This is a genomic window from Enterobacter sp. DVT3837 (assembly GCF_056238685.1).
Genome location: NZ_JBWDLA010000002.1, coordinates 1452905 through 1474684, shown reverse-complemented (window position 1 = coordinate 1474684; position 21780 = coordinate 1452905). Strand labels below are relative to the sequence as shown.

23 protein-coding genes are annotated in these 21780 nt (G+C 58.7%); 17 read left to right on the top strand and 6 right to left on the bottom strand.

Annotation, left to right across the window (positions count from 1 at the left end; translation table 11 throughout):
- The first annotated feature begins 7 nt into the window (after nt 1-7).
- The 11 genes from cbiK to cobT are packed head-to-tail and all read left to right on the top strand — an operon-like array spanning nt 8 to nt 8518.
- A complete protein-coding gene (cbiK, locus tag AC0XWG_RS22170; protein WP_475681080.1) occupies nt 8-802 on the top strand; it encodes a sirohydrochlorin cobaltochelatase in 795 nt (264 codons plus the stop codon).
- Complete coding sequence (locus tag AC0XWG_RS22165; protein ID WP_475681079.1) at nt 799-1512, top strand: cobalt-factor II C(20)-methyltransferase; 714 nt, start codon at nt 799-801, stop codon at nt 1510-1512. The genes cbiK and AC0XWG_RS22165 overlap by 4 nt, the downstream gene beginning before the upstream one ends.
- Nucleotides 1509-2246 (top strand): cobalt ECF transporter S component CbiM, encoded by a 738-nt coding sequence (gene cbiM / locus AC0XWG_RS22160; protein WP_462071117.1) that lies wholly within the window; start codon nt 1509-1511, stop codon nt 2244-2246. The genes AC0XWG_RS22165 and cbiM overlap by 4 nt, the downstream gene beginning before the upstream one ends.
- Before the next feature lies 1 nt (nt 2247).
- Entirely contained in the window at nt 2248-2529 is a 282-nt protein-coding gene (locus tag AC0XWG_RS22155; protein WP_028019167.1) for an energy-coupling factor ABC transporter substrate-binding protein, read from the top strand.
- Entirely contained in the window at nt 2516-3193 is a 678-nt protein-coding gene (locus tag AC0XWG_RS22150) for an energy-coupling factor ABC transporter transmembrane protein (protein WP_108090290.1), read from the top strand. Before AC0XWG_RS22155 ends, AC0XWG_RS22150 begins: the two co-directional genes overlap by 14 nt.
- 11 nt (nt 3194-3204) lie before the next feature.
- Nucleotides 3205-4023 carry an energy-coupling factor ABC transporter ATP-binding protein gene (locus tag AC0XWG_RS22145; RefSeq protein WP_475681078.1) on the top strand — a complete coding sequence of 273 codons (819 nt, stop codon included), beginning with the start codon at nt 3205-3207 and terminating at the stop codon, nt 4021-4023.
- Entirely contained in the window at nt 4020-5543 is a 1524-nt protein-coding gene (locus AC0XWG_RS22140; protein ID WP_475681077.1) for a cobyric acid synthase, read from the top strand. Before AC0XWG_RS22145 ends, AC0XWG_RS22140 begins: the two co-directional genes overlap by 4 nt.
- Nucleotides 5540-6091: a bifunctional adenosylcobinamide kinase/adenosylcobinamide-phosphate guanylyltransferase gene (gene cobU, locus AC0XWG_RS22135; RefSeq protein ID WP_049008387.1), complete on the top strand. Its 552-nt coding sequence runs from the start codon at nt 5540-5542 to the stop codon at nt 6089-6091. Before AC0XWG_RS22140 ends, cobU begins: the two co-directional genes overlap by 4 nt.
- The gene (cobS, locus tag AC0XWG_RS22130) at nt 6082-6840 is read left to right on the top strand and encodes an adenosylcobinamide-GDP ribazoletransferase (protein WP_475681076.1); all 759 of its coding nucleotides are present in this window, start codon (nt 6082-6084) and stop codon (nt 6838-6840) included. The genes cobU and cobS overlap by 10 nt, the downstream gene beginning before the upstream one ends.
- A 3-nt stretch (nt 6841-6843) precedes the next feature.
- Nucleotides 6844-7452, top strand: coding sequence for an alpha-ribazole phosphatase (gene cobC, locus AC0XWG_RS22125; RefSeq protein WP_475681075.1), 609 nt, complete (start codon nt 6844-6846; stop codon nt 7450-7452).
- A gap of 10 nt (nt 7453-7462) precedes the next feature.
- Nucleotides 7463-8518, top strand: a complete 1056-nt coding sequence (gene cobT, locus AC0XWG_RS22120; protein WP_475681074.1) for a nicotinate-nucleotide--dimethylbenzimidazole phosphoribosyltransferase — start codon at nt 7463-7465, stop codon at nt 8516-8518.
- A gap of 114 nt (nt 8519-8632) precedes the next feature.
- On the opposite strand, the gene AC0XWG_RS22115 is transcribed toward cobT, so the two are convergent.
- Nucleotides 8633-9490 (bottom strand): AraC family transcriptional regulator, encoded by an 858-nt coding sequence (locus tag AC0XWG_RS22115; protein ID WP_028019160.1) that lies wholly within the window; start codon nt 9488-9490, stop codon nt 8633-8635.
- A 228-nt stretch (nt 9491-9718) separates the two neighbouring features.
- Between AC0XWG_RS22115 and AC0XWG_RS22110 the strand changes: the two genes are divergently transcribed.
- Genes AC0XWG_RS22110 through AC0XWG_RS22095 form a run of 4 tightly spaced genes read left to right on the top strand, consistent with a single transcriptional unit; the run spans nt 9719 to nt 14633 of the window.
- On the top strand, nt 9719-11557 hold the full coding sequence (locus AC0XWG_RS22110) for a DUF2264 domain-containing protein (RefSeq protein ID WP_475681073.1): 1839 nt from the start codon (nt 9719-9721) through the stop codon (nt 11555-11557).
- A complete protein-coding gene (locus AC0XWG_RS22105) occupies nt 11554-12834 on the top strand; it encodes an oligosaccharide MFS transporter (protein ID WP_475681072.1) in 1281 nt (426 codons plus the stop codon). The genes AC0XWG_RS22110 and AC0XWG_RS22105 overlap by 4 nt, the downstream gene beginning before the upstream one ends.
- A 13-nt stretch (nt 12835-12847) precedes the next feature.
- Nucleotides 12848-14038 carry a glycoside hydrolase family 88 protein gene (locus tag AC0XWG_RS22100; protein ID WP_336212316.1) on the top strand — a complete coding sequence of 397 codons (1191 nt, stop codon included), beginning with the start codon at nt 12848-12850 and terminating at the stop codon, nt 14036-14038.
- Nucleotides 14039-14060: 22 nt separating this feature from the next.
- On the top strand, nt 14061-14633 hold the full coding sequence (locus AC0XWG_RS22095) for a DJ-1 family glyoxalase III (protein WP_475681071.1): 573 nt from the start codon (nt 14061-14063) through the stop codon (nt 14631-14633).
- A gap of 37 nt (nt 14634-14670) precedes the next feature.
- Here AC0XWG_RS22095 and AC0XWG_RS22090 read toward each other — a convergent pair whose 3' ends face one another.
- The 3 genes from AC0XWG_RS22090 to hpxO are packed head-to-tail and all read right to left on the bottom strand — an operon-like array spanning nt 14671 to nt 17824.
- Nucleotides 14671-15606, bottom strand: coding sequence for a PDR/VanB family oxidoreductase (locus AC0XWG_RS22090; RefSeq protein WP_475681070.1), 936 nt, complete (start codon nt 15604-15606; stop codon nt 14671-14673).
- Between the two features lie 11 nt (nt 15607-15617).
- On the bottom strand, nt 15618-16652 hold the full coding sequence (gene hpxD, locus AC0XWG_RS22085) for a molybdenum cofactor-independent xanthine hydroxylase subunit HpxD (protein ID WP_475681069.1): 1035 nt from the start codon (nt 16650-16652) through the stop codon (nt 15618-15620).
- Between the two features lie 17 nt (nt 16653-16669).
- Nucleotides 16670-17824, bottom strand: a complete 1155-nt coding sequence (hpxO, locus tag AC0XWG_RS22080) for an FAD-dependent urate hydroxylase HpxO (RefSeq protein ID WP_049008400.1) — start codon at nt 17822-17824, stop codon at nt 16670-16672.
- 169 nt (nt 17825-17993) lie between these two features.
- On the opposite strand from hpxO, the gene uraD reads away from it, so the two are divergent.
- Complete coding sequence (gene uraD / locus AC0XWG_RS22075; RefSeq protein WP_475681068.1) at nt 17994-18494, top strand: 2-oxo-4-hydroxy-4-carboxy-5-ureidoimidazoline decarboxylase; 501 nt, start codon at nt 17994-17996, stop codon at nt 18492-18494.
- A complete protein-coding gene (uraH, locus tag AC0XWG_RS22070) occupies nt 18491-18814 on the top strand; it encodes a hydroxyisourate hydrolase (RefSeq protein WP_028019151.1) in 324 nt (107 codons plus the stop codon). Before uraD ends, uraH begins: the two co-directional genes overlap by 4 nt.
- Here uraH and guaD read toward each other — a convergent pair.
- Together guaD and AC0XWG_RS22060 are read right to left on the bottom strand one after the other, a co-directional pair.
- The gene (guaD, locus tag AC0XWG_RS22065; RefSeq protein WP_475681130.1) at nt 18794-20110 is read right to left on the bottom strand and encodes a guanine deaminase; all 1317 of its coding nucleotides are present in this window, start codon (nt 20108-20110) and stop codon (nt 18794-18796) included. The two genes, uraH and guaD, sit on opposite strands and share 21 nt — an antisense overlap.
- A gap of 102 nt (nt 20111-20212) precedes the next feature.
- Nucleotides 20213-21709 (bottom strand): NCS1 family nucleobase:cation symporter-1, encoded by a 1497-nt coding sequence (locus AC0XWG_RS22060; protein ID WP_475681067.1) that lies wholly within the window; start codon nt 21707-21709, stop codon nt 20213-20215.
- Nucleotides 21710-21780 lie beyond the last annotated feature (71 nt).

Here is a 21780-nt window from a genome sequence, read left to right as displayed (position 1 = left end):
GTTAGAGATGAAAAAGGCGCTTCTGGTGGTCAGCTTTGGTACCAGCTACCACGATACCTGCGAGAAGAATATTGTGGCGTGCGAGCATGCGCTGGCGGAAAGCTGCCCTGACCGCGAGCTGTTTCGGGCATTCACCTCCGGGATGATCATTCGCAAGCTCAAACAGCGTGACGGCATTGAGATCGACACGCCGCTGCAGGCGCTGAAAAAGCTTGCGGCTCAGGGATATCAGGACGTGGCGATCCAGTCTCTGCACATCATCAACGGCGATGAGTACGAAAAAATTGTCCGTGAAGTGCAGAGCCTGCGCCCGCTGTTTACCCGCCTGACGCTGGGGGCACCGCTACTGAGCAGCCACGACGATTACGCGCAGCTGATGCGCGCGTTGCAACAGCAGATGCCGACACTTGGGGCCACGGAAAAAGTGGTGTTTATGGGCCACGGTGCCAGCCATCATGCCTTTGCGGCCTATGCCTGCCTCGACCACATGATGATGGCCCAGGGCTTCCCGGCCCGCGTCGGCGCGGTGGAGAGCTATCCGGAAGTCGACATCCTGATTGAGAGCCTCGGTAAAGAAGGCGTCACCGCCGTGCATCTGATGCCGCTGATGCTGGTGGCAGGCGATCACGCCATCAACGATATGGCCTCTGACGACGAGGACTCCTGGAAGACGTTGTTTAACGCCGCCGGGATCACGGCGACGCCATGGCTGAGCGGGCTGGGTGAAAACCCGGCGGTACGCGCAATGTTTGTCGCCCATCTCCAGCAGGCGCTGAGCGTCACGATGGAGGAGGCGGCATGAGCGGCAAACTGTACGCCCTGAGTACCGGGCCGGGCGCGCCGGATCTTATCACCGTGCGTGCCTCACGGATCCTTGGTTCGCTGGATATTCTCTACGCCCCGGCGGGCCGCAAAGGCGGTGATAGCCTGGCGCTTTCTATCGTCCGGGCGTTTATCGGCGAACAGACCGAAATCCGCTGCTGCCACTTTCCCATGAGCGCCGACAGTGCTGAAAAGGAGGCGGTGTGGGATGAGGTGGCCGACGCGTTAGTGCGTGAGGTGAACGACGGGAAACAGGTTGGTTTTATCACCCTTGGCGATGCCATGCTGTTCAGCACCTGGGTGTTCTTACTTCAGCGCATTGGCAGCCCGGACTGGCTGGAGATTGTGCCCGGCGTGACGTCGTTTGCCGAGATTGCCGCGCGTTCAAAAATGCCGCTGGCGATGGAACAGCAGTCGTTGGCGGTGATTTCCTGTACTGCGCCGGAAGCAGAAATTGCACTGGCGCTGCAGCAACACGACAGCCTGGTGCTGATGAAGGTCTATGGCCGGTTTGCGCGCATCAAAGCGCTACTGACGCAGGCCGGACTGCTGGACTGTGCACTGATGATGTCAGAGGCCACGCTCCCCGGCGAGCAGTGCTGGCGGCATCTGGATGAGGTTGCTGATGACCAGCCGTTACCCTATTTCTCGACCATTCTGGTCAACAAACAGTGGGAGTATGCGCAATGAAACTCGAACAACAGCTTAAACAGCTGTCATTAAGTGGCCTGGCGGCGGCGCTATTGCTGATGGTGGTGCCGGAGCAGGCGTTCGCGATGCATATCATGGAAGGGTTTTTACCGCCGATGTGGGCGCTGGCGTGGTGGCTGCTCTTCTTACCGTGTCTATGGTACGGGCTGGTGCGCCTGCGTCGTATCGTGCAGGAGGATAATCACCAGAAAGTTCTGCTGGCGCTGTGCGGGGCGTTTATTTTCGTGCTGTCGGCGCTGAAGATCCCATCGGTAACCGGCAGTTGCTCGCATCCGACCGGCGTGGGGCTCGCCGTGATTCTGTTCGGGCCGGGCGTCGTCGCCATTCTTGGCGCCATCGTGCTGCTGTTTCAGGCGCTGCTGCTGGCGCACGGCGGGTTAACCACGCTTGGCGCGAACGGCATGTCGATGGCGGTGATTGGGCCGGTTGTCGGGTACATGGTGTGGAAGATGGCCTGCCGTGCCGGGCTTCGCCGTGACGTCGGGGTATTTTTGTGCGCCATGCTGGCGGATCTGGTGACCTATTTTGTCACCTCGGTCCAGCTTGGCGCGGCGTTCCCGGACCCGGCGACGGGTGCCGCGGGCTCGATGGTGAAATTCATGGGCATTTTCTGCCTGACGCAAATCCCCATTGCCATCGCGGAGGGCTTGTTAACCGTCATGATTTATGACCAGTTGACCAAACGTCGGCTGATTACCGCACAAGGATACTGAGATGAAAAAGACGCTGATGCTGTTGGCGATGGTGCTCGCCCTGATCGTAATGCCATTTTTTATCGATCACGGTGGCGAATTTGGTGGCTCGGATGGTGAAGCCGAAAATCAAATCCAGGTTGTGGCACCTCATTACACGCCATGGTTCACGCCGCTCTATGAACCCGCCAGCGGCGAAATTGAAAGTCTGCTGTTTACGCTCCAGGGATCTATTGGCGCAGCGGTGATTTTCTATATTTTGGGCTACACCAAAGGCAGACAGCGCCGTGATGACCGGGCTTGACAGGCTGAGCTACCAGAGCCGTTGGGCTCAGGTTGCGCCGGAACGCAAGTTTCTGCTCTGGCTGGCGCTGATGACTCTGGCGTTTGCGCTGCCGCCGCTGGGGCAGGGGATCGTCCTGGCGCTGACGGCGGGACTGACCTGCTGGCTGCTGCGGATGACCTTCTGGCGCTGGTGTCGCTGGATGTCGCTGCCGTTTGGCTTTCTGCTGGTCGGGGTACTGACGATCCTCTTTAGCGTCACCCGTGATCCGCATACGCTGGCGATGAGCGTTCCGGTGGGGCACTACTGGCTGGGGATAACCGCTTCCGGGCTGACCGCCGCTAACGAAACCTTCTGGCGCAGCCTTACCGCGCTGGCGGCAACCTTCTGGCTGGTGCTGAACCTGCCGTTTCCGCAGCTGATTGTGCTGCTTAAGCGGGCGCGCGTGCCGCGCCTGCTTACCGAGCAGATTCTGCTGACCTGGCGCTTTATTTTTATTCTGTTAGACGAAGCGCTGGCGATTCACCGCGCGCAGACGCTGCGTTTTGGCTATCGTAGCCTGCCAAAAAGTTATCGCTCGCTGGCGATGCTGGTCGGTTTGCTGTTTACCCGGGTGCTGATTCGCTATCAGCAGATGGCGACCACGCTGGATATTAAACTCTACCAGGGTGATTTTCCCCTGTAAGGAATCGCACCATGCTTACCACCGCCGATCTCTGGTTTCGCTATCAGGAGACGCATGTACTCAAAGGGTTGACGCTGGATTTTTCGACGCATGCCGTCACCGGGCTTGTGGGGGCCAATGGCTGCGGAAAGTCGACGTTATTTATGAACCTGAGCGGTCTGCTGAAGCCGCAGCAGGGGGCGGTGCTGTGGCAGGGGAAGCCGCTGGACTACAGCAAGCGTGGACTGCTGGCGCTCCGTCAACAGGTCGCAACGGTGTTTCAGGACCCCGATCAGCAGATCTTCTATACCGATATCGATAGCGACATCGCCTTCAGCCTGCGTAACCTGGGCGTAGCGGAACCGGAGATTGCGCGGCGCGTCGACGATGCGCTGACGCTGGTCGACGCGCAACGTTTTCGCCAGCAGCCGATCCAGTGCCTCAGCCACGGACAAAAGAAGCGGGTCGCCATTGCCGGGGCGCTGGTGCTGGGGGCGCGCTATCTTCTGCTGGACGAGCCCACGGCCGGGCTTGATCCTTCAGGACGCTCGCAGATGATCGAGATCATCAGGCGCATTGTGGCACAGGGGAACCACGTGGTGATCTCCAGCCATGATATTGACCTGATTTACGAAGTCAGCGATGCCGTTTACGTGCTGCGCCAGGGAGAAGTGCTGGCGCACGGCGCACCGGGTGAGGTCTTCGCCAGCGGCGAACTGATGGAACGGGCCGGATTAACGCAGCCCTGGCTCGTCAAACTGCACGCGCAGCTTGGCCTGCCGTTGTGTAAAACCGAAGATGAATTTTTCAGCCGTATGCGACAAAAAAACGTAATGAAGGAGGCCTCATGACGCAGGCAATTATGTTGCAGGGCACCGCTTCTGACGTCGGCAAAAGCGTCCTGGTGGCGGGGCTGTGCCGGATTTTCTATCAGGATGGCCTGCGTACCGCGCCGTTTAAGTCGCAGAATATGGCGCTCAATTCCGGAATCACGCCGGAGGGAAAAGAGATGGGGCGCGCGCAGATCCTTCAGGCGCAGGCGGCGGGGATTACGCCGGACGTACGGATGAATCCGGTATTGTTAAAACCAACCAGCGACCGTAAAGCGCAGGTGGTGCTGATGGGGCAGGTGGCGACCGATATGGACGCGGTCAGCTACCACGAGTACAAACCGCGCCTGCGGGAGCAGATCCGCGATGTCTATAACAGCCTGGCCGGGGAATATGACGTGCTGGTGCTGGAAGGTGCGGGCAGCCCGGCGGAGATCAACCTGCGCGATCGCGATATCGTCAACATGGGCATGGCCGAAATGGCGCAGTGCCCGGTGATCCTCGTAGCGGACATTGACAGAGGAGGCGTATTTGCCGCCATCTACGGTACGCTGGCGCTTCTGCACGACCACGAGCGGGCGCGCGTGAAAGGGGTCATCATCAATAAATTTCGTGGCGATGTTGCGCTGCTTTACTCGGGCATTGAGCAGATTGAAAACCTGACCGGCGTGCCGGTACTGGGCGTTATGCCGTGGCTGGATGTCGATCTGGAAGATGAAGACGGCGTGGCGCTGCAAAAGGGAAAATACCTGCGAACCGCGCAGCGCGATATCGACATCGCCGTGGTGCAGGTACCGCATATCTCCAATTTCACCGATTTTAACGCGCTGGCGGCGCAGCCCGATGTTCGCGTGCGCTATGTCCGTTATCCCCAGGAGCTGGCGGGGGCTGACCTCGTGATTCTACCCGGCAGTAAAAATACGCTGGGGGATCTGGCCTGGCTGCGGGAAAGCGGTATGGCGCACGCTGTGCTCCAGTCACACCAGCAGAACGTACCCGTCATGGGCATTTGCGGCGGCTACCAGATGCTTGGCGACACCATCATCGATGAGGTGGAATCTGGTATGGGAACCCAGCCAGGGCTGGGTCTGCTCCATACCATGACCCGCTTCGCGCAGCGAAAAACCACGACGCAGGTTTCGGCGCAGATGGCGTCGGCGCTCCCGGCGTGGCTTAAGTCGGCAGCGGGCATTAAGGTGCAGGGCTATGAGATTCATATGGGAGAGACCCGGCTGACAGCCGACGATTATCCGGCACTGTTTCTGGAAAAAGAGGGCGAGCGCATAGCGGACGGCGCCATCAGCGCTGACGGGCAGGTGATAGGGACGTATCTCCACGGGCTATTCGATAACGATGCCTTCACGCGCGCGATGGTGGATGGCTTACGCCAGCGCAAAGGACTGGCGCCATTAGACGTTGCGGTAGATTACGCGGGCTACAAAGCGCAACAGTTTGATCTCTTAGCCAGCGCGATGAGAGAACACATTGATATTAAAAAGATCTATCAAATAATGCAGGAGCATCAGGAGGTGGGGGCATGATTTTAGTCACCGGAGGCGCGCGCAGCGGGAAAAGTGCGCACGTCGAACAGCTGGCGGCGCAGCAGTGCGAGCGCGTGCTGTATATCGCGACGTCGGTGATTACCGATGAAGAGATGGCGCTGCGCGTTGACAAGCACCGCGCACAGCGTCCTGCGCACTGGCGAACCTGGGAAGGGTATCGCGATCTGGGCGACGTGATTCGCCATCAGGTGCAGCCGGGCGAAGGCGTGGTTCTGGAATGCGTCACCACCCTGTTGTCGAACCTGCTCTATGACGCCAGCGGCGGCGCTTCGCCGGAGACCCTCGATTTTTCCGCGCTTGAGGCGGTGCTGCAACAGCAGGTGGACGACCTGATTGCGGCCTGCCAGCAGTCGGCGGGGCCGGTTTATATTGTGACCAATGAGCTGGGCATGAGCATCACGCCCGAGAATCGGCTGGCGCGTCATTTTGTTGATATTGCCGGTCGCGCGAACCAAAGGCTGGCGCAGGCGGCGCAGGAAGTGTGGCTGGTTGTCTCGGGAATTGGAGTAAAGATTAAATGCCGTTAAAAATGTTGTGGGCGACGCTGGGATTTATTACCCGCATTCCGGTGCCGCAAAAATGGAGCGACGGCGTTGAATTTTCACAGTATGGCCGTGGCGTCCCCTGGTTCCCCGTGGTGGGCCTGATCGTTGGGGTTTTGGCCGCCTTAGGCTATCTGGCGGTGAGCCAGACCGGCGGGGGGATTTATATCGGTGCCGTCGCCTGGGTACTGGCGCTGGTGCTGCTGACCGGTGGGTTTCATCTGGACGGTCTGGCGGACACTTGTGATGGCGTGTTTTCTGCCCGCACCCGCGAACGGATGCTGGAGATTATGCGCGATAGCCGGTTGGGGACCTACGGCGGTCTGGCTATCGTATTCTGCATCCTTATCAAGGTCGCAGCGGCGATCTCCCTGGCTCACCTTCCGGTTAATACCCTGTTTGCGCTGCTGGTGTGCGCGCCGATCGTCGGGCGAACGGGAATGGTGTTGGTCATGTACCGGCAGCACTATGCGCGCGAAGGTGCAGGAATGGCAAACGCCTATCTCGGCCATATCAGCGGCAAAGAGACGGTCATCACCCTCTGCATCGGCGTGGCGCTCGTGGGGCTGCTGGCGGGGATGCAGGGGCTTGTCGCCAGCGTCATCACCTGGATTGTCGTCAACGCGGTAAAGATCTTTTTAAGCCGCCGACTGAACGGGCTGACGGGGGATACCCTTGGCGCGATGGAGGAGATCGGCGAAATGGCCTTCCTTCTGGCGCTTCTGTGGGTCTGATGTATGCGTATTTTTCTGGTCCGACACGGTCAAACAACCGCTAACATCAGCGGCGTGTTTTACGGGAGCACCGATCTGTCGCTCTCGCCGCAGGGTATTGCGCAAAGCCAGCGTGTTGCCGGGTACCTGTCCGGGGTCGCGTTCGGGCACACGCGCGTCAGCGCGCTCCAGCGCTCGCAGCAAACGGCGCGGTTTATCGTGCCGACAGCCCATGATATCCATGTTGATGCGCGTCTTAATGAGCTGGATTTTGGTGAATGGGAGATGCGGCACTTCAGTGACATCGAAAAAGAATATTCCGCGTCGTGGCAGCGCTGGATGGATGACTGGCAAAACGCCACGCCGGACGGTGGCGAGGCGTTCCCGCATTTCGCCGCGCGCGTCAGGGCGGCGGCGGATGAGATGAGTCAACTACAGCAGCGCGAAGACACGCTTATTGTGGCGCATCAGGGCGTGCTGAGCCTGCTGCTGGCAACCTGGTTAGGGATGCCCGTGGCGGCAATGTGGCATTTCCCGTTCAGTCACGATGCCTACACGGTCGTTGAAAATCGGGCCGGGCATTGGGTGTTACGCGTATTTAATGGCAGAAACGTTTGGCAAACTGAGGAATGAGGGTGTGAGGATGGGGACAGTGAAGGAGCTGGCGGCGGCCATCAGACCGCTTGATAAACAGAAGATTCAGGCGGCCTCACGGCATGTCGATGGCTTAATAAAGCCGACAAACAGCCTCGGTCGGCTGGAGAGTCTGGCTATACAGCTTTCGGGAATGTGGGGACTCGACAGGCTCGATAATCTGCAAAAAGAGATTATCGTCATGTGCGCCGACCATGGCGTATTTGATGAAGGTGTGGCCGTGACGCCGAAAGTGGTGACCTGGCTTCAGGCCGTCAATATGCAAAAGGGGTTGACCGGGGTGTGCGTGCTGGCCCGCAATAGCCAGACGTCGGTGCTGCCCGTTGACATCGGTATTGACGGTGAGCCTATCGACAATATGCTCAGCCTTAAACTCTCGCGTGGCAGCGGTAATATTGCTCAGGGTCCGGCGATGAGCCGTCAGGATGCCGAGCACCTGCTGCTGGCGAGCGCCAGCCTCGTTAAACAACGCGCTCTGGAGGGGATCTCCGTCTTTGGCGTTGGCGAGCTGGGTATTGCCAACACGACACCGGCCTCGGCAATCATCAGCGTGCTGACCGATAGCGATCCGCATGATGTGGTGGGGATTGGGGCCAATTTGCCGCAGGACCGGGTGCAGCATAAGGAAAACATTGTCCGTCAGGCGATACGCATTAACCAGCCGGATGCGCGCGATGCGGTTGATGTTCTGGCCAAAGTCGGCGGCTATGACCTGGTGGGCATGACCGGGGTGATATTGGGCGCTGGCGCATGCGGATTGCCCGTGGTGTTAGACGGTTTTCTCTCGTATGCCGCGGCCATCGCCGCCTGTCAGATTGCACCAGAGGTTAAGAGCTACTGTATTCCCTCTCATTTTTCCGCCGAAAAAGGTGCCAGACGTGCGCTGGAGCACCTTGGGCTGGCGCCGTTTATCCATCTTGATATGCGTCTTGGCGAAGGGAGCGGTGCCGCGCTGGCAATGTCTATCGTCAGTGCGGCCTGCGCAATGTACTGCGAGATGGGGCAACTGGCGCAAAGCGGCATTGAGTTGCCGGTTCCGGCATGACGGAAAGGCAAAAAACCTGCGATAGCAGTATCGCAGGTTTTTTTGTGTACAGGAAACCCCAGCCCGGCAGGTAGCCGGAAAGCGTTCAGCTTTGGGCCAGTCATCAAAACCACGTTAACAGGGCATTCTGGTGCTGAGGATACGACGTCGATACTGCAGTGGCGTCTGACGCATCATCTTTTTAAAGCAGGTGATGAAATAGGTCACCTCGCTAAACCCGACGGCCAGGGCAATAGTGTCAATACTCTCATCGCTGTACCGTAACAGATCGCAGCTGCTTTTTATCCGCCGGGTCAGCAAATATTCGTGGATGCTGCCCCCGGTCTGCTGGCGGAAAATGCGTGAGGTATAGCTGCGCGAAAGCCCCAGGTCGTGCGCTAGCTGGTCGAGCGAAAACTTGCTGGCATAGTGGGCTTCTATCCAGCTCATAATCCGCGAGGCGACGGTCTGCTGGCGCGGCGGGTAGGGCTGAGGTTGCTCGGGAAGAAATGTCATGAGCTGCATCACCAGAAATGCCACCTCGCAGGCCTCGGTCTGCTCGTTGCCCTCCAGGCGCTGGAACTGCTCAAGGATCCTCTCGATAAACGCCGCGTGCTCGCTGAGATCGTAGATTTGCGCGGGCAGATTGCTGGCGGCCAGCGCGGCGAACCTGGCCTGATGGCGCGGGAAGGCGCTAAGCGCACTTTCGACGACCGCTTGCTCAATGTGCATAGTGGTGCGGTGATAGGGGTTTTTATCGCTATGATCGACCTGCACTTTGTGCAAACGGAAGGGCGGGAAGATAAATAATCGCCCCGGACGGGCGGTGTAGTGCTGATTATCCACCACCACGATGCCGTAGCCGCTGGAAATGTAGAGCAATTCAACGCATTGATGCCAGTGGTAGTAAATTGCGCTGCTGGCGTACAGGCGGTTAAAAGAAATGGCCTGCCGATCGAGCGTAATGCGTTCCAGCAGCTGCGTTTCACCCATTTTACCTCCAGGACAACAGATTTAAATTTTTAGGCCATCATTTGTAATTTATCCTCCTCACGATCGATAAAATCCAGCAAAAATGAAATGGTGGTTCAATTTTGTGAGTCTGCTCACTCAGTGCCGGGAATAAAAGCAGTTACTCTTCATCCAGACGTCGCACTCGTGGCTTTAAAAAGCCTAATAACAATAAGTTATCTCTACCCTCGTGTAATGCGGGAGGACCCTGTGCAACCTGAAAATATTAATCTGGATAATCCACTGACAAGTCGTGAAGAGGTGCTACGGCTGGTTAACGATATGCTAAACGCAGTGGCGCCTTACTTTAAAAACGACGCCAGCCGCATTGATTTAGCGAACTTTACCGCTCACTACGGCCAGCAGGTCGCGAGTATGGAAACGTTTTCCCGTCTCCTGTGGGGCGTGACGCCGTTGTTGGCTGGCGGCAGTGAGCCGCAACACTTCTCCTTTTATTTACAGGCGATAAAAAACGGTACCAATCCGCAACATGCCGATTACTGGGGCGACGTTGCGCCTTACGATCAGCGAATCGTCGAGATGGCGGCCTACGGGCTGCTGCTGGCGCTGGCGGGCGATACCGTACTGGCACACTTCTCTGAGACCGAGAAAGAGAATTTATGGCGCTGGCTAAAGCAGTGCGAGACCCAGGATATCCCCGATAACAACTGGCACTTCTTTCCTATTCTGGTGCAGGTCGGCTTCCATTATTGCGGCATGCCGGCCAACTCGCAGGTGCTTGAAAATCATTTTGCTGCCATGGAGCACTACTATCTCGGCGATGGCTGGTACGCGGATGGTCCGGGGCGGCCGCGCGACTATTATATCTCAATGGGCTTTCATTTCTATGGCCTGATTTACGCGAAGCTCATGGTCGATGTCGATCCAAAGCGTTGTGCAACGCTGCGTCACCGGGCCGCGCGTTTCTCCTCTGACTTCATCCATTTCTTCGCCGAAGACGGCGCGGCGATCCCGTTTGGCCGGAGCCTGACCTACCGCTTTGCCGAGGCGGCGTTCTGGAGTGCGGCGGCCTTCGCCGGGCTGGAGGTCTTTTCGCCTGGGGTGATTAAGGGCATCGTTCTGCGCCATCTGCGCTGGTGGCTGAAGCAGCCGATGTTCGACCGCGACGGCGTACTCAGCGTCGGTTACAGCTACCCGAACCTGGCGATGGCGGAAGACTACAACGCGCCGGGTTCGCCGTACTGGGGCCTGAAGACCCTGCTGGTGCTGGCACTAGAAGAGGGCGATGCCTTCTGGCAGGCGGCTGAGCTGCCGCTGCCGCCGTTGCCCGTCCAGCACACGATAGCCCACGCGGATCAGGTGGTGGTGCGTCAGGCCGATCACTTGTGGATGCTGACTTCCGGCCAGCTGGAGCTAAACAACTTCGTCAATACCGAAGCGAAATACTGCAAATTTGCCTATTCCACCCGCTTTGGCTTCACCATCGAACGCGGGCGCTACGGCCTGAACCACGCCGCGCCCGATTCGATGCTGCTGCTGGCCGAAAAAGATAACTACTGGCGTGGCCGCCGCGAATGCCAGCACGTGGTCACCGCAGACGGCACCATTTACAGCATCTGGCTGCCGTGGCGCGATGTGGTGATTGAGAGCTGGCTGCTGGCGCTGGGCGACTGGCAACTGCGCGTCCATCGTATCAATACCCGGCGCGCGCTGGATTGCGCGGAGGGTGGCTTTAGCCTGGCGAACCGCCCGCAGCCGCAGGTACACGAGAGCGACAACGCCTGCTGGTTACGCAATCCCCAGGATGTATCAGCCATTTTCTGTCTGCATCCGCACGCCCGCCGCGGCGAGACGGTGTTGACGCCGCCAAACAGTAATCTGTTGTTCGCCGAGCGCGCGGCGGTGCCGCTGCTGCGCGGCGAACTCGACCCCGGTAAGCATGTGTTGATAAGCGCGGTGTGGGCGGGAAATGCCGCCGACTTCGATCCGCAACGCTGTCCACAGGCCATCATTAGCGATGATGCGGTACGCTTCGTGACGGCACGACAAGAAATGACGCTCGTTCTGGCCGAGGAGGCATCGCTATGAGCACATCATCGTCCGTACGCGCCGCACAGTACAAAATGAGTACCTTTGTTTTCCTTTACTTCTTCACGTGGTCATCCAGCTTTGGCCTGTACGCCTTATGGCTGAGCCAGAAAGTGGGCCTGGATAGCATCACCATCGGCAGCGTGTTCGCCATCAATGGCGTCTTCGCGGTGGTCCTGAAGCCGGTGTATGGCTACATCATGGACAAAATCGGCATGAGCAAGTGGCTGCTCTATTTTGTCTGCGCCATTTCTGCGCTGATGGCGCCTTTCTTTGCGCTGGTGTATCAGCCGCTGCTGCAAAGCCATGCGATGGCGGGGATTATCATCGGCGCGCTGTATCTGAGCCTGGGCTGGTACGCCGGCGTGGCGGCGTCTGAATCTTACGCCGACCGCTTTAGCCGCCTGTACGGGCTGGAGTTTGGCCGCATCAGAATGTGGGGTTCGCTGGGCTGGGCGATGGCGGCTTCGGTCTCCGGGCTGTTGTTTAACTTCACGCCGCTGGCCAACTTTCTGCTCAGCAGCGGTACCTCGGTACTGATGCTGCTGGTGCTGATTAGCCTCAAAATCGGCGATGAGCAGCTGCGCAATAACAGCGTCATCTCCGCCAATAAGATCGTTTTTGCCGATGTGTTGATGCTGCTGAAAAACCGCAAATTCTGGATGTTCAGCCTCTACGTCGCCGGGGTGGCGTGGATGATGTTTATCGCCGAACAGCAGTTCCCGCGCTACTTCGTATCATTCTTCGCTACCAAAGAGCAGGGAAATGCCTGGTACGGCTACCTGAGCACCGTCCAGTCGGGGATGGAGTTCGTGATGATGATGTTTATCCCGTGGCTGGTGAACCACTACGGCGCTAAGCGCGGCCTGCTGTTCTGCGGCTGCGTGGTAGGAGCACGGCTGATCGCCTCCGGACTGACCAGCGACCCGATTGTTATCTCCATCATCAAACCGTTTTATGGCGTCGAGATCGCGCTGCTGCTGATATCGGTCTTCAAATACATCGCCGAACATTTCCATCGTCGGGTTAACGCCACGATGTACCTGCTGGGCTACCAGGCGATGATTTACGTTGGCTCGATTGTGGTTGCTCCGCCTGCCGGCTACCTGTACGACAGGATAGGCTTTGAGCATACCTATCTGCTGATGGGCTGCTGCGCCCTGATATTTACTCTGATTTCCGCCTTTACGCTGTCGCGCTGCCAGTCGACGCGCGATTCCTCACGCCCCTTTGCTCCGGCTTTAGAGACCGCCCCGGTTGAACCGGCCAAACATTAGTTCAGGAGTTGTTATGACCAAATCTGTTATCACCGAAGCGCTGCGGCCAATCGAACTGCATCAGGTTGATCGCCTGGCGCTGAGCCAGAAGCTGGAAGCGGCCTTAACCCGCGTAACGCGCAAGATCGACAACAATATTGTCGCCTTCGGCGATAAGTTCCCCGGCGAAGCCTGTGAGAATGGGGTCTGGCCGCGCACCGATAACGTGGAGTGGACCACCAGCTTTTGGCCAGGCCAGCTGTGGCTGGCCTGGGAGATGACCGGCAAAGCGCATTATCGCGAAGCTGCCGAGCGCTATTTACCGTCGTTCGCCAGGCGCATTGAGCAGCGTATCGACACCGCAACGCACGATCTCGGGTTCCTCTATTCGCTCTCCTGCATCAGCGCCTGGCGGCTCACCGGCAACGAAGCCGCTCGCCAGTCGGCGCTGCTGGCTGCCGAGCGTCTGATGGAGCGTTTTAACCCGACGGCCAACATTATTCAGGCGTGGGGTGATTTAAACGATCCGGAGCAGCAGGGGCGAATGATCATCGACTGTAATATGAACCTGCCGCTGCTGTACTGGGCCAGCGAACAGACCGGGGATCCGCGCTACGCGCACGCGGCGACGGCTCACGCTGGACAGGCCGCGAACTATATCGTGCGTGAAGATGCCTCGACGTATCACACCTACTATATGGATGTGCAGACGGGGGCGCCGCGCTTTGGCAACACCCATCAGGGCTACAGCGATACCTCGTGCTGGTCGCGCGGCCAGGCGTGGGGCATTTACGGCTTTCTGCTCAGCTATCAGCATACCGGCGATAAGCAGATGGTTGAGCTGTCACGCAGCCTGGCGCATTACTTCCTCAACCGTCTGCCGGAAGATGATGTTTGCCACTGGGATCTGGCCCTGCTCGGTACCGACGCCGTGCGCGACAGTTCAGCGGCGGCGATTGCCGCCTGCGGCCTGCTGGAGCTGGTCAAGGCGCTGCCGACGCTCGACGCAAACCGTGCGTATTATGAAGAGATGGCGCTGCGCATTGCGCTGTCGCTGACCGATAACTACCTTGCTCGTGACGACGATCCGACCGAAGGGCTGCTGCAGCACTCGGTTTATCATATGGGCAGCGGTAAGGGCGTCGATCAGTGCTGTAGCTGGGGGGACTATTTCTATCTTGAGCTGCTGGCGCGGCTGCGACAGATTTGGCATCCGTACTGGTAACCCTTAAGCCATGGAGAACAAGATGAAAAGCGTAGCCGTGCTATTAGCCCCCGGTTTTGAAGAGGGGGAAGCGATTGTCACTATCGATATCCTGCGCCGCCTGAATATTACGGTTCAGACGATTGCCTGCGGCGAGAGTCGCGAAGTGGTGAGTTATCACGCCATCTCGATGGTGGCGGATAGCATCCTGAAGGCCTGCGTTGATCAGACCTTTGACGCCGTGGTGTTACCGGGCGGCCCGGAAGGCGGCGTTAACATGAGGAAAAGCGCGGAGGCGATCGCCTTCATTCGGCGGCATGATGAAGCGGGCAAATATATCTGCCCGATTTGCTCCGCCGCCGCCCGCGTGCTGAGCGGCAACGGACTGCTCAAGGGGCGTCGCTATGTCTGTTCCGGCGATTTTTGGAAAACCGTCAGCGATGGCATGTACGTTGATGCCGACGTGGTGGAAGACGGCAATCTGCTGTGCGGCCGCGGGCTGGGTAACGTATTTGATTTCGCCTTTACCCTGGCAGCGCGATTACAGGGCGATGAGACATTGGCGCGCGAGCAGGCCAGTCATATTAATTACCCCTTATCCGGACAACTTGTTTGAAAAACCTCCGGCTATGCCGGAGGCTATTTATTTCGTTTTACAACCCGATCACCAGCTCCCCGGAATGACTCCGCGAACAGCACAGCGCCACATGCTGATTTACCGCGCTTTTTTCCGCTTCCGACTGCACGCTATCCCGGTGATCCACCACGCCGTCGATCACCGGCGTCAGGCAGGCCCCACAGATCCCCATTTCACAGGACAGCGGCACGTCCACGCCGTTTGCCTGTAACACCTGGGCGATAGTTTTATCCGCTGGCACCGGCCAGCGCTCGCCGGTGGAGGCCAGTTTGACCGTAAAAATCTCACCCGTTTCACCGCAGGAGAGAGGGGCAACAGGCTGGAACGCCTCGCTGTGAAGTTGGGCGTCCTCCCAACCCTTCGCCGTCGCGACCTCCCGCACTTTTTCCATGAATCCTGCCGGACCGCAGATCCAGGCGTGAAGTCCCGCCTCAGCCGCCGGGAGATGCTCTGCCAGCGCTGTGCGCGGGCTGGCGGTATGAATGATGCACTCAGCAAACGGCGAGAGTTCGCGCGCAAACGCCGCGCTTTCGCGGTTTCTGACGTAATAGTGCAGCGTAAATGGCATTCCGGCCGCCTTCAGCTGCAGGGCCATCGCATACAGCGGCGTAATGCCAATGCCCGCCGCCAGCAGCAAAACCCGTTCTGCCGGAAGAAGCGGAAACAGGTTGCGTGGGGCAGAGATCAATAATTTCTGTCCGGGACGCAGCGTATCGTGCACATAGCGCGACCCGCCGCGCGAGGCGGTTTCCCGGCCCACGCAGATAAGATAGCTCTCGTCCTGACATGACCCGGTCAGGGAATACTGGCGCACCACCCCGCAGGGCAGGTGCACGTCAATATGCGCCCCGGGCTGCCATGCCGGCAGCGCTTCACCGTTTTCAGCGATCAGCCGGACGGCGAGACTTTTATCCCCTTCACGCCATATCCCGTCAACAATCACGCTCAACATATCGGCCTCCGTCATACCAGGAAAAATTCGCCAAAGCCCATTTTTTTCAGTCCACGGCGGTAGGCAATTGAGCTTTTATCTGCGGGAATATGGGCTTCCAGCGTCAGGTCCAGCGGCAGGCTTTCCGGGCGCTGGGTTTCGACCATCAAACGATCCTCTTCAAAAATGCGCAGATTGAAGGCATGCACATCTTCCACCGGAATATGCAGGTCAAAATTACGCGCGATAGGGGCGAACATGCGGGTGACGCGTGATGACACGGGCGACGCGGCATTCATGATCACCAGCCTCGATTCTCCCGGAAAATGAATCGTCAGGGTGGCGGTAAACGGCAGATGCATTTCAAAATGGCGTAGCCACTGAAACCCTTCCGGCGCCTGCACGTCCGAGCTGGCGGGATAGTTACTGACTGAACTCCAGTAATCCGCCACGAATCCGAACGGCGTCTCCTGCGGCTGATAGGCGGGTACAAGCTGATTATTGGGATCGGCAAAGGTATCGGTGTGGATCCACGCAAAGTGCGCCACGTCCAGAAAGCCCTCCACCTGTCGTCCGGCGAAGCCGTTCACCTCAAACGCCGGGCAGTTGATCTGCTGAAATCCGTCGTCATCCCAGTGCGGCATGGTGGGCAGCGGCGCAGGATTGTCCGGGTCAAACGCCAGGCAGGTCCAGATCAACCCAAAGCGCTCCTCCACGGCGTAGTTAATCAGGTTCAGCTTCGCCGGAACGGGTTGGTCGGGGCTGGACGGAATGCGGTTACAGCGCCCGTCTTCCCCAAAGCGTAAACCGTGGTAAGGGCAGATGATCCCGTGCTCGTCGTGAAAGCCGAGCGTCAGCGGTACGCCACGGTGAGGACAAACGTCACGGGCGACCACGACCCGATCGTGGATCCGGTAAATCACCAGCTGTTCATCGAGCAGGGTCGCTTTGACCGGTGCCGGGCCGACGTCGCAGGCTCGGGCGACGGGGTGCCAGCATTTCGCCAGGCGCAGCCAGTCCTCAGGCTCAAAGGTACAATGGGCGGGTGGAGTCGGTTCTCTTTTCATCGTTATCCCTCTTGTGTTCAGCCTAATGGTCCGCCCTGAATGGTGTCGCACAGACCCTTGATGATGCGCTCTCCGGTCTCCTCTTTGAGCTCCTGATACCAGGCCTGCGTCAGCGCCATATCTTTCCCGTGGGTGACGTCGCAGCGTTTGCGGGCTTTTAGCACCAGGTCGCGAACCCGGTCGCAGCGCAGCGCTTCGTACTGTCGCAGTGCCAGCATGATGTTATGGTTTTCACGCAGACAGTCCCCGAGCACCACCGCATCCTCCATGGCGGCGCAACCGCCCTGGCCGATATCCGGCGTGGTGCTGTGCCCGGCATCGCCGAGCAGCGCCACCTTGCCGCGTACCAGGCTGTCGAACGGTTCGATATCGTGAATTTCGATGCGGTTGGTCGTTTCAGGTTCCAGCGCCGCGATGAGCTTCTGCACCGGCGGCGCCCAGCCGCGGAAGTAACCGGTGAGATCGGCCCGCACCGTCGTGCGATCTTCTGCCAGCCCGAGGGGAAGCGGAACATCAAAAAAGAAGTAGAAACGACCGCCGGAGACGGGCATCAGCGACACGCGTTTGCCTTCGCCCACGAAGGTTGTCCACTGGTGAGCGGGAGCTATCTCTTCATCAATCTTCACCAGCCCGTTCCAGTTAACGTAGCCCGCATAGCGGCGCTCGGGCGTATATCCCAGCACGTACGGACGAACCGCCGAGTGGCTGCCGTCGGCGGCAATCAGGAAATCCCCGGTTGCGGTAGTGCCATCGGTGAAGGTCACCGTGACGCCAGCGTCATCTTCACTGACATGTTCGACGCGCTTGCCAAACTGAACCTTGTCGCGCCCCCAGAAGTCCAGCATTTCGCGCTGGAGTTCAGCGCGCGAGACGGGGCAGGGACGCCCTCCGGTACGCTCAACCAGCGGGGCAAGGCTAAAGCGGGTCAGGGTCTCGCCGCGTCGGTAATCCTTGTAGGCCATAAAACGCATCGGACCGCCGTAAGTCTCGATGATGTCGCCCATGCCGAGGTGCTGCATACATTTCACCCCATTAGGCCAGATGGAGATGGCCGCCCCGACGGGCCTGATCTCTTTTACGGCTTCAAACACGGTACAGTCGATGCCCGCTTTCTTCAGCGCGACGGCGGCGCTCAGGCCGCCAATACCCGCGCCAATGACGATTGCTCTCATGCTTCTCTCCTTTTGCAGGGTGTAATGAGAGTGAGCAATTTGCGTACCAGGCTGCAGAGCGGCGAAAAGGGCATTGTGAGAGGTGACGTTGCACTGCTAAGGTGCGCTGGCGCGGTAAAAGTGGCGCGATTTGTGCAACAGCCAGAAGGATTGTGATAAAGGAGCCACTATGATCGCACTGCACGACTTCAATCATCTTCCTGACAAAGATGCTCTTGCGCTGCTACGCCCCTGCGTAGCCATTCCTGCCTGGGCCGAGGCGCTGGTTCGCGGGCGGCCTTACCCGAGCCGGGGGGCATTGTTCAACGCGGCCACGGCACAGGCGCAAACCTGGGATGATGCGGCGTTAGCGCAAGCCCTGAGCGCGCATCCGCGCATCGGGGAAAAACTAACCGGTTCACAGGCCGAGGCAGCGCTGTCCCGTCAGGAGCAGGGGGCGGTGAATGACCGCGACGCAACCCTTGCGCAGGCATTGCGCGAAGGTAATGCCCGTTATGAAGCCCGTTTCGGACGCGTATTTCTGATCCGCGCCAAAGGCCGCAGCGGAGAGGACATTTTACAGGCGCTGCACGCGCGGCTGGAGAACAGCGATGCGCAGGAAGTCCGTGCCGCGCTGGAACAGCTGCGGGACATTACGCTACTACGGCTGGAAGGAGTCATAAACGAATGAGCACCTTAAGTACGCATATTCTGGATATTTCGACGGGAAAACCGGCACAGGGGGTGACGGTTTATCTGCAACAGGAAGGAAAAACGCTGGCTACGGACGTGACCAACGCGCAGGGGCGCATTACCACGTTCGTTCCCTTTCTGCCCGCAGGCCGCTATCGGCTGGTGGCGGAGATCGGTGAATGGTTTCGCGAAACTGGCCGCGACACCCTCTATCCCTGTGCGCAAATTGATTTTGTGACGGGAGGAACGGCAGAGGAGCACTTCCATCTGCCGTTTGTGATTGCGCCCGGTGGGTGGTCAACCTACCGGGGCAGTTGACCAGACCCGCTCGCCGTTGACCCAGGTCTCGCTGATATTGCGCTCGTCGCCCAGAGTCATCAGCACGAAAAGCTGCTCGTAGATATCTTTGCAGCGACGATTGCGCAGGCGTTGTAACGGCGTCACGTCAGGGTCAATCACGATGAAATCGGCTTCTTTACCCGGTGTGAAGTTGCCAATCTTGTCGTCCAGCCTGAGCGCGTGCGCGCCACCCAGCGTGGCGTGATAAAACGCTTCGCTGGCGCGCAGGCGGTAGCTCTGCAATTGACCGACTTTGTAGGCTTCCCCCAGGGTGCGCAGCATGCTGAAGGTGGTGCCTGCGCCTACGTCAGTGCCGATGCCCATCCGCACCTTGTGCTGCCAACAGGCGGGCAGGCGAAACAGCCCGCTACCGAGAAACAGATTGGAGGTGGGGCAAAATGCGACAGCGGAGCCGGTCTCATGCAGGCAGCGCCATTCGCTCTCATGCAGATGGATCCCGTGGGCAAACACGCTGCGCTCGCCGGTCAGGCCGTAGTGGTGATACACGTCCAGATAACGTTCGTGCTCTGGCCAGAGATCGCCCACCCAGGCCACTTCATTCGGGTTTTCGCTGAGATGGGTCTGCATCCACGTATCCGGAAACTCTTCTCTGAGTAAACTCACCGCCGCGAGCAGCTCGGGTGAAGACGTCGGTGCAAAACGCGGGGTAATGGCATACCCCAACCGTCCCCGGTGGTGCCAGCGCTGGATCAGCTCACGCGTCTGCCGGTAGCTCTGTTTCGCGTCTTCGCTGAGATAGTCCGGGGTGTTCCTGTCCATCATCACCTTGCCGGCGATAAGGCGCATGTTGAGGCGCAGGGCTTCGGTAAACAGCGCCTCGACCGATTCGGGATGCAGCGTACAAAACACCAGCGCGGTAGTGGTGCCATGGCTCACCAGCTGGTTAATGAAAAATTCGGCAATCTCTTTCGCATACACCTCATCGGAAAACTGGCTCTCCACCGGGAACGTATAGGTGGTCAGCCACTCCAGTAGCTGCTCGCCAAACGCACCGATCATCTCCGTTTGCGGATAATGGACGTGGGTATCGACAAAACCGGGCATCAGCAGTTTGCCGCGCAGGTCGGTGTAGCCTTTGTGAGGATCAAGATACTGCTCGCCATCCTGCCACGCCATTTGCGCCTGAATTTTACCGTTCTGTATGAACAGCAGTCCGTCCTCAAGATAGCGTGCGTGTTGGGCGATAGCGTCTGCACTGTCGCAGACCTGGGCAATATCAAAAAATGCACCGCGGATCGCTGTCTGGTATTCCATCATGGTTCCTGCCTTTATGTTTGCGTAGCGGAGTCATGAGAATGAGCAAAAAGGGTGCCAGCTTGAGGAAGGCCGCAGGAAACCTGCGGCCAGAAGGAAGGGTTACTCTTTTTGCGTCGCCACGCGGGAGTTAAATTGCGGGGCAGCAGCCACTTCGCGCTCTTCCCGTGCCAGCCAGCGGTAGGTCACGCCACCGAGGAAGACGCCGATAAACCAGCTAAAGTTCGCCACTTCGTGCAGGGTCGGGATGAAGCTTATCACCAGCCCTATGCCAACGGACGGAAGCAGCGCAGCGATGGCTTTCGGGTTAAAGCCGTTGCGATACCAGTATTTGCCTTTTGGCGTGTCGTCAAACAGATCGTCCACAGAGACTTTCCCGCGCTTAATCAGGTAGAAGTCCGCAATCAGAATACCAAACAGTGGGCCGATAAACGCCCCGAGCACGTCCAGGGTGTAGTGGATAAGCTCCGGAGAGTTGAACAGGTTCCACGGGGTGAGCAGAATCGAACCAACGGCGGCAATCATCCCCCCGGTGCGGAAGCTGATTTTCTGCGGCGAGCAGTTAGAGAAATCAAACGCCGGGGAGACAAAGTTCGCCACGATGTTGATCCCGATGGTGGCGGTGATCATCGTCAGCAGACCAATTGCCACGGCCAGATCGTTGCCCACGCGGCTGACGGTTTCAATTGGGTCGGTGATCATGCGGCCAAACAGCGACTGGGTGCCGGAGACAATCACCACGGTAACGATGGAGAACAGCAGGAAGTTAAACGGCAGTCCCCAGCGGTTTCCACGGCGAATTTCACCCATGCTTTTGCCGTAACGCGAGAAATCACCAAAGTTGAGCAGCGGGCCGGAGAAGTAAGAGACCACCAGCGCGGTCGCCGTGATCATCTGCCAGGTCTGCTCACCCGCGCTCAGGGATTTACTGGCAAGGGTAAAGGAGATCCCGTCGAACCCGGTCTTGTATACAATCCAGCCCGCCAGCGCCAGCATCACCACGTACACCGCCGGACCGGCAATATCAATAAAGCGCTTGATGGCGCTCATGCCGTGCCAGAAGACCATCGCCTGCAATACCCACATAATGGCAAAGCAGATCCAGCCCAGGTGCGACAACCCGAGGAACGCGTCGGTGGTGAGCGAAGAGAGCGATGGCCAGAACTTCAGCGCCACCAGCATCAGGGCGTTGGCGGCCAGATAGGTCTGAATGCCGTACCACGCGAAGGCGATAAGCCCGCGGATCACCGCCGGAATGTTCGCCCCGAAGACGCCAAATGCCTGACGGCTGATCACCGCATAGGGCACACCCGCCATCTGGCTCGGTTTGGCCACCAGGTTGGCGCACAGCTGCACAATGCAAATCCCCACCAGCAGGCAGAGCAACACCTGCCAGCTTGCCAGCCCGAGCGTAAAGAAGCTCGCGGCAACTACATAACCCCCCATGCTGTGAACGTCGGACATCCAGAAAGAAAAGATGTTGTACCAGCTCCAGTTCTGGTCACGCGTCGGTGCCAGATCCTCATTGCAAAGCCGTGGGCTGTAAACCGCACCGGAATCAGCGGCCGTACCTTGCTGCGTATTTTGTCTGTTTGGCATGAAACCTGCTCCTGTGAATGAAAACCCGTTAAGTGGGAGTGCAACGGGTGTTGCAGGATCCAGGCCAAAAT